This is a genomic window from Laribacter hongkongensis DSM 14985, from assembly GCF_000423285.1.
Classification (GTDB): Bacteria; Pseudomonadota; Gammaproteobacteria; order Burkholderiales; family Aquaspirillaceae; genus Laribacter; species Laribacter hongkongensis.
Map to the genome: position 1 here is coordinate 1 of NZ_AUHR01000031.1, position 7,311 is coordinate 7,311.

Annotated in this window: 11 protein-coding genes and 1 pseudogene; 8 read left to right on the forward strand and 4 right to left on the reverse strand. The window is 50.4% G+C overall.

What is annotated here, in order from left to right:
* Positions 1-55 precede the first annotated feature (55 nt).
* The gene (locus G542_RS0113855; protein ID WP_275450080.1) at positions 56-502 is read right to left on the reverse strand and encodes a YmfL family putative regulatory protein; all 447 of its coding nucleotides are present in this window, start codon (positions 500-502) and stop codon (positions 56-58) included.
* A gap of 28 nt (positions 503-530) precedes the next feature.
* On the reverse strand, positions 531-851 hold the full coding sequence (locus tag G542_RS0113860) for a hypothetical protein (protein ID WP_081666854.1): 321 nt from the start codon (positions 849-851) through the stop codon (positions 531-533).
* 77 nt (positions 852-928) lie between these two features.
* Between G542_RS0113860 and G542_RS18240 the strand changes: the two genes are divergently transcribed.
* The 7 genes from G542_RS18240 to G542_RS18670 all read left to right on the forward strand — a co-directional run bounded on the left by G542_RS18240 (position 929) and on the right by G542_RS18670 (position 5,632).
* On the forward strand, positions 929-1,432 hold the full coding sequence (locus G542_RS18240; protein WP_081433571.1) for a helix-turn-helix domain-containing protein: 504 nt from the start codon (positions 929-931) through the stop codon (positions 1,430-1,432).
* A gap of 145 nt (positions 1,433-1,577) precedes the next feature.
* Complete coding sequence (locus tag G542_RS0113870) at positions 1,578-1,832, forward strand: excalibur calcium-binding domain-containing protein (RefSeq protein WP_027824413.1); 255 nt, start codon at positions 1,578-1,580, stop codon at positions 1,830-1,832.
* A 39-nt stretch (positions 1,833-1,871) separates the two neighbouring features.
* Entirely contained in the window at positions 1,872-2,723 is an 852-nt protein-coding gene (locus tag G542_RS0113875) for a hypothetical protein (RefSeq protein WP_027824414.1), read from the forward strand.
* Between the two features lie 599 nt (positions 2,724-3,322).
* Positions 3,323-3,508, forward strand: a complete 186-nt coding sequence (locus G542_RS18665; protein WP_143714436.1) for a hypothetical protein — start codon at positions 3,323-3,325, stop codon at positions 3,506-3,508.
* A gap of 9 nt (positions 3,509-3,517) precedes the next feature.
* Positions 3,518-4,309: a hypothetical protein gene (locus G542_RS0113885; RefSeq protein ID WP_143714435.1), complete on the forward strand. Its 792-nt coding sequence runs from the start codon at positions 3,518-3,520 to the stop codon at positions 4,307-4,309.
* A 200-nt stretch (positions 4,310-4,509) separates the two neighbouring features.
* On the forward strand, positions 4,510-5,157 hold the full coding sequence (locus tag G542_RS0113890) for a hypothetical protein (protein ID WP_027824416.1): 648 nt from the start codon (positions 4,510-4,512) through the stop codon (positions 5,155-5,157).
* A gap of 109 nt (positions 5,158-5,266) precedes the next feature.
* Positions 5,267-5,632 carry a hypothetical protein gene (locus G542_RS18670; RefSeq protein ID WP_012696377.1) on the forward strand — a complete coding sequence of 122 codons (366 nt, stop codon included), beginning with the start codon at positions 5,267-5,269 and terminating at the stop codon, positions 5,630-5,632.
* Positions 5,633-5,652: 20 nt separating this feature from the next.
* Here G542_RS18670 and G542_RS18675 read toward each other — a convergent pair whose 3' ends face one another.
* Complete coding sequence (locus G542_RS18675; RefSeq protein ID WP_143714434.1) at positions 5,653-5,958, reverse strand: hypothetical protein; 306 nt, start codon at positions 5,956-5,958, stop codon at positions 5,653-5,655.
* Between the two features lie 51 nt (positions 5,959-6,009).
* On the opposite strand from G542_RS18675, the gene G542_RS18680 reads away from it, so the two are divergent.
* A complete protein-coding gene (locus tag G542_RS18680) occupies positions 6,010-6,624 on the forward strand; it encodes a YadA-like family protein (RefSeq protein ID WP_143714433.1) in 615 nt (204 codons plus the stop codon).
* 61 nt (positions 6,625-6,685) lie between these two features.
* Here the strand turns inward: G542_RS18680 and G542_RS18875 are convergent.
* A pseudogene (locus G542_RS18875) lies at positions 6,686-7,311 on the reverse strand (phage late control D family protein); the annotation flags it as partial.

Genomic DNA, 7,311 nt, shown 5'->3' on the forward strand with positions numbered 1-7,311 from the left:
TACTTGGCCTCTTCCACCACCGCGACGGCGCCGCAGCGCGGGCAGCGAAAAGCCATTACCGGGCCTCCTCACAAAACAGGCGGAACGTCAGCGTGTTCATCTGCTGGGTTTTCTGGACCAGACGGCGCTGGATGTCCTCCAGCTCGCGGCGCTCGGCCGGCGTCACCACATTGTCGGCGGTCACTTTTTGCCAGCAGCGCGCCAGATTGCCGATCTCCTCCACCGCCTGCATATAGAGCAGCTGGATTTCCTCGTTGTCGACCACTTCGACCGGCGGCAGGGACACGAACACGCCACCGGATTCCCGTGCCACCGCTTCGGCAAACAGTGTGGTGCCGCTGGTGGCCTGCATGTTCATGGCCAGATGCACGTCGACCGACTGGCCGGTGCGTTCGTAAACGCGGTTTTCCAGTGCGTTCTTGGTCAGGCCCAGCGCTGCGGCCATGGCAGCCCAGCCGCCGTTGACCGAACAGCACATCCGCTTGTAGCTCTCGCGCAGCATGTCCACGGTGTATTCCTCCTGTCCGTGGTTATGCGTCCGGCGCGGTTGCCGTAGTCTGGCAACGTGCCCGCAAGGCTTCATGCACCAGTTCGGCGCACATGGCATCCGCAGACACCCCCCAGTCCAGCGCAAGGCTTTCGATCATGGCCCGGCTGGCAGGAGACAGGTCCGGCGCAACCTCGGCCGCGTCGATCATGTCGGAAATGGTCTTTGAGATGCTGGTGTGCTTTTCCTGTGCCCGGTCACGTACCCGTGACAGGCGGCGGTCTGACAGCACCACCGACATGGTCGTCCCTTTGATACCGGGCGTCCGCGGTGCATAGCTGACGGGTGTGGCAGTAGCGTTCATGGTATTTTTGGAGGTTCTTAACTTAGGCGAACGCATTCTGCTCTCGAGCGGGAGCAGAATGCAATAAAAATTATCGTATGGGAATCGGAAGCCGTTTAAAAGCCGAGAGAATCCGTCTTGGCCTCAATCAGCGTGAGATGGCTGCTCATGGGGGGATCGCCCCTTCCGCTTATCACAATTATGAGAACGACACTCGAGCCCCAAGTTCAGACGTATTGCTTGGTCTAGCCAGTGGTGGCGTGGATATCTGGTTCGTGCTTTTTGGCTCGCCGTCACCAGACGCTCTAACTCCTGACGAAGCACTCATCCTGATGGATTACCGCGCCCTGAGTGAGCAAGAAAAATTCAAAGCATCTGTTGCGATCCGGCAACTCGGTCTGGCGTCTAACAACCCCCTGCCTGCGGTTCAGGACACACCGGCGTCTACCCCTAGCGATGCCGCGAGATCTGCTCTTGAGCAGGCTGGTGTGAAGGTCAAAGGTGACGCCGGCAACATCAACACCGGTCCCGTCGACCAGTCCAACATGACGATGATCGTCGGCCGCCGTGCCAGGGTCATCAAGCGCGACGACAAGAAATGACTTAACGGCCCGCTGCGGAAGTGCGAGCGGGCTTTTCTTTACGTCAACGTAATGACATAAGCGTTAATTTACCCTTCATTTTTTTGACGTGAGCATGAGCGTCAAAGCCTGCCGGTTTGGGCCGGACAATAAATGTGAGGTGCACATGAAACGAACGCTGATGTTGTTGCTGACAGGATTGTGTCTGGTAACGGCTCCGTCCTTTGCTGCGCCGGACCAGCCCCCGAAGGAAGCATCCCAGCAGAAGAAAGCCAAATCGCAGTTCACCTGTGAAGGCAAGCGCTACAGTAAGGAAATGCGGTCCTGCGCCGAGGCGCGTTTTTATCTGGAGCAGTGTGGTGTCAGGCGGCTTGACCGCGACCGTGACGGCATCCCTTGTGAATCAATTTGCGGCGGCTAATTCTGTTTTCCAGCAGACCAACCCCACCCCGGAGGTGACGTGAAAGACTTGATGATTCTGGTTGCGGCAATCGCTGTAGGCTCAGGCGTTTGGATCGGCATCAAGAGATTGATGGTCAACAAGAATGTATGGATTGCGCGTGCTATCGCTGGTGTGGCCACATTCTTTGCATTCTTTATCACGATCGGTATTTTTGTCGATGCGCCAGAACAGCAGGCTAAACAGCCTGAAAAAACGCAGGAAGCAGTCGCCCAGGCAGATACCAAACCAGAACCACAAATCAAGGCTCAACAGAAAAAAGACAAGCCGAGTCTTGATGACGTTGCATACGAAATTGCAAGCGAACGCTCTGTTGGTGACGTAAAACGTATTGAGGTTACGCTGCACCAACGGATCGACGAACCCACGCTGAAGCTGCTGGCTGAGAAAATAAAATCTGAATACGCCAAATCAAACCCCGCCCTTATTTTTTATCGCCTTGATGGCGCGCCATCTTCAGGTGCATGGGCTACAACCCATTACCAGCCTGATCAGAAAATCGAAATAAAAGGCATAAGCCAGAGTGAATTTGAGGCTGTCCTTGCTTCAGATGAGTCTGTTCCTGGGAAAAAGCTAGGTGTATGGATTGAACTGTTTGAACCAGCTAAAAAACTGATCGCTTACACCGACAAAGGCAAGACCTTTATCCGTTCTGTTTTTGCAGATGGTGCCACTCTCGATGGCAAGTACGTACTATCCAGTCGTGATGGAAAGAAAATCCTGACCTACCATAACGAGGATAGTAAAGAAGTATTCAAGGCGGTTAATGCGAATGGTGATCTTGAGTACTGGAATGAACTCGGTAATTACTATACCGCCCCCAAGTTTGAAAAGCCCAAGGCTGCGGACTGATCTGGAACCTCGACGCCTGAACTGATCTGGATGCAGAAGCCCGCTCAGGATAAGTCCGAGCGGGCTTTGCTTTTTGTATCTCTCTCGCAGAATGTGCACGATGCAACACCCCGTCCGTAGTTCAGGAAACGCTGGTACCCTGCACCGCCGATGGACGCGGTGCTATCCCTCGAATGGCTCGCGGAATGTCAAAGGTGACGTTGACAACGTCTAACATCGGCCCCATCGACCAGTCCAACATGACGATGATCGTCAGCCGCTGCGCCATAGGCATCAAGCGCGACGAGAAGAAGTAGGGAGACCACTGCCAGAGGCTGATGTGGCGGTCACGCTGCTCGATGCTTCACCTGTAACTGACAGACATCAAGCTGCTTCGCTGCATTGGTGTCTCTCAAGATTACTCAAGAAACAAAACCGTGTTGCAAGTGTGGCTACCCATGCTTTCCTGTATTTAGTGTTCGTCGGTGCTTGTGCGTCTACATGTTGTGTTTCTTTGTAATCAAGACTTCTTGAGAAATTAATGATGCTAGAATGCTAACGCAGCGTAAGAGTTTGATAATCGCTGTACGTTACGCATGAATTTGACCCAGGAGGGAACCATGTCTCATACAAGCTGCAAACCTGACAAGGTAGATAGACTGGCAAAAATTATTAGCGATAACCGTGATAGATTTACTGTTAGCCGCGATGGACGTGTCAAAATGGATTTGACGAATGAAAAAGTAATTAAATCCATAATGGATACTGTTGACAAGGTTTCAAAGCTGAAACTTGTAAAAGGGTAGCTCTATCGTATGAGTGCTGTTGCCATATTGGTAATTATCGTAAGCGGGTTTTTGTATACAAGCAAAAACCCGCTTGCTCGTTTCAAGCAGGCAAGATCGTCCGGTTGGGATTCTTATTTCCATGTGACAACATGGGGCGTGTTGTTTGCATTTGCCTCTGGTGTTGTTTGTCTGTTTCTGGATGCTATCAATGCGGGATACTGGCTTGCCTCAATCTGTGGCATCGATTTTGATCAGCTGAAATCAAATATATCGATTGGCCCAAAAAGTGTGAAGCTTACGATATGGGCCGCATTTAGCATGTTAATTGCCCAAATTTTTGGCTGGCTTAGTGATAATCGTGAAAATATTGAAAAGGCACTTGTGTTGATTGCTGAAGAAAACGATTTTGAACGTATTCTTCTCGAGGCTGCAACTCAGCAGCTGCTTGTTCAAGTAACAATGTCAACCAACAAAGTCTATATTGGTTTTCCGTTTGAGCAAGCCAGCACAAAGACCCTTAAGAGCTCCGCATTTATAACCCTGTTTCCTGTGCTTAGCGGCTATAGAGATAAAGATACTCTGTCCATGAATCTGGTTACTAGTTATACAGATTTTTACAGGAAAGCCAAGGAAGATGGGTCATGGGAATGGTTGAGAGTAAATTTTCAGACTGTTATACCTGTTTCTGAAATTGTTACCATTGCCTTTTTTGATTTAAATGCACATGACCAAATCAAGTCATGCAAACCAGAAAAAAAGCGAGCTGATCAACAGCCTGAACCAGCTCACCAGCACTCCTTGATCCAGCAAGAAATCTGAGAAATCCGGCTCTGTAAGCTGGAATCTGGATCGTCTTCATTAGATTGATCCATCCCTCCTTGATGATCACAAGCATGCTCACAGGAGTGTTTAAAGCAAAGCCCGCTCTAGGATAAGTCCGAGCGGGCTTTGCTTTACGTCAACGTAATGACATTCGTGTTAATCTAGCCTTCATCTTTTTGACGTGGGCATTGCGGGAAATGGTGAGCATTGAAGGGGATGTCGGGCAGGTTTTGACTGGACAGGTGCAGCAGGGCGGACACGCCAACGCTTCCGTAACCGTTCACATGGCTGATGGCGACAATGCCCCCATGACGCAGATCCAGCTCACCGAGCTACGCAAGCGGCTGAAGGAGGTGTCCGAGCTAACCGGCATCAGCGATTCGGCAATCAGGCTGCGTGCGCTGGCGGTCTGCGGGGCTGAGCGCTACGACGACCTGCTGTCCCAGCATTACGAGAAATTCCTGGCGGTGGTGAACGAATACCTGCCGACCAAAAAGCCCGAGCCTGCCGTTAACCCGTGCCGAGAATGCGCACTATCCACGGCCAAGGCTGCGGCCAGCAGGCCGGTACCCGTCGCGGCGCCAATGCCACCTGTTGTGTCAACCAGCCACCTCAGCCGCCTGATGCCTTGGGCAATCGGATTTGCCTCCGGCGCTGCCGTGATGGCCTCTGCCGGTGCAGTAGCGATGCTTGCCGTTGGTGAGCCGAAGGCTGACAGCTATGCCTGCGATCACGGCGGGCATGTCTACTCGCTCGGAGCGGTACTCAGGATGGATGACCGCCAGCTTATGACCTGCACTGAATCAGACGGGAAGTTTGTCTGGAAAACAAACAAGACGAGGTGATACATAAAACTAGGAAAAGCTGATTGTTTATTGAATAAACAAGGCTGCTTTGTCGGACTTGTTTTGATGTTGTGTGCTGTTTGGTTGCTTAAAGCAAAGGAGAAGTTGAGTGGATGATTATAAATGGTATGAATATTGGGCCGCCGAGGCGAAAGAATTTTTTGATTTCCTTAAAAATCTGGCTGTGATTGCAGTGATTTTATATTGTGCAAATAGGGTTTACGAGAGAATATCTGGCGTGGATGATGATTTATATTTTGCGGAAAATTTGCCTATAGTTGTTTGGCTTGGTTTTGTTTCAGTTATTCTGCTTTTTGCGAATTGTGTGCGGTATTGGAACGAGGCAAGACTGATTTGTATAAAATACAAAAAACGTAGTTATTTGTATATTTATTATTTACTTCCTATTTTTATCGGGCTCCTTTCTATTGCGTTTTTGGTAATTATTGCGAGTGAAAAATTCAAATTTTTTTGATAGTGTTGTTTGTGTTAATTTTATATATTTAGTCTTGGTGGTCCACTGATTTGTGGGTCATTTTTCGTTTTGCGGTTCAATTTAATTATTTGTTGAAGTTTTGCTTTTCTCCTGAGATTAATGGCATGTCTGTTGATGTTTTTTTGGTGTTCTTGTTTCGCACTTGAAGCATCACCAGATATGGCAATAATTTTTACGTTTTGTTCATGGTATTCATTTTTTGACGATAACTCCCTCGTGTTTATATGTATTACTACGTAGTTTTTTTGTTGCTTGCTCTTAGATTTCAACAAATCATTACATTTATTCCAGTCATTGATTTTCATCGCTCATTTTGAGGTTATGATGTTTAGGTAAATGCACCTTGGGTGAATGTAATGAAAAATGCTCTCATCGTTATCTCCAGTCTCTTGACTATTTCTGTAGCCGCTTTTGCGGCGCCTGCAGATTCCGTATCCAATGTGAATGATGTGATCATCACGTCAGATACTGACCATGCAGGATATGGTGATATTCATCTTGTTCGTGATAATACGTTCTATGGAAAGCCCAATACTGAGCTGGTAGTCAATAACAGTGGAGTTACCATCAATTCTGACTTGGCAATTTCAGGCAAGTTGTCTGGGTTGCAAAATGGCGTGAATGCAACAGACGCAGTCAATTTTAGCCAACTGCAACAAGCAACGAGTGGCTTCAGTAATCGCATTGACAGTCTTGAAAATTCTGTGAAAAGCCTTGAGAACACGGTGAGCAGTAATCGCCGTGAGTACAGGTCAGGTATCGCATCCTCTGGTGCTTCTGCTGCTGCGATGATGAATGCGATCAAGGTTGATGGTGTGGGTATCGGTGCATCAACTTTCTCCGGTCAGGGTGCAGCTGCGGTTGCTCTTGGAAAAACTTTCACCAACGGAAATTCAGCCAGCCTTGCAGTCGGATATAGCGGAAGCAAGGCTCTTGCATCTGCAGGTGTTGGTATACCCCTGAAGTGGTAATGCTGAAATAACGTCAAAGCAAAAAAGCCGCATAGTGCGGCTTTTTGTTTTTTACGTGGTGCTATTGGTTGTCATTAACTCTCATCTCCAGCTCCACCGCCGTCGTATACCCGCCATCCCCCATCGTGTGCGTCACCTGGCTGATCAGCCAGCCGGTGGCGTCGATCTGCGGTTTCCAGCCTGACACGGTCACCGGCAGTTCCGTGCGCAACTCCGGCCGACCTATGGCAAGGGTGATCGAGAAGGTGGCCACGCCGCGCTGTAGCTTGGCGAAGGCCGCCCTGGCGCCGCGCAGTGCCGTGGCTTCGCTGGCGTAGAGATGGCGCAGCACCCTGGTGTTTTCAGCGCTGCTGGTGACGGGCTCGGTCTGCACGGCGACCTGGCGGGTTTTCTTGCTGGTCTTGCCCTTTTTGGTCTTGGTGTGGACGCGTTTGTACCGGGTGTTGGCATCGACGGTGACTTCACCCTGCGTGCCCTTGTCGGCGTTTTGCCAGCGGGCGGTGACGGCGGTGTAGTTCTGGCCGTCAGCGATGCTGAAGCGGTGCTGGTCACCGTCCTGGCGGGTGAGGGTGATGGCCGGCATGGGTTCGCCGCTGGCGGTGGTGGCTTCGCCGGCCTTGATGAACAGGAGGCGACCGTCCTTGACGGTGCCGATGGCGTCGAACTGGTCGGCCAGCCGGGTCAGCA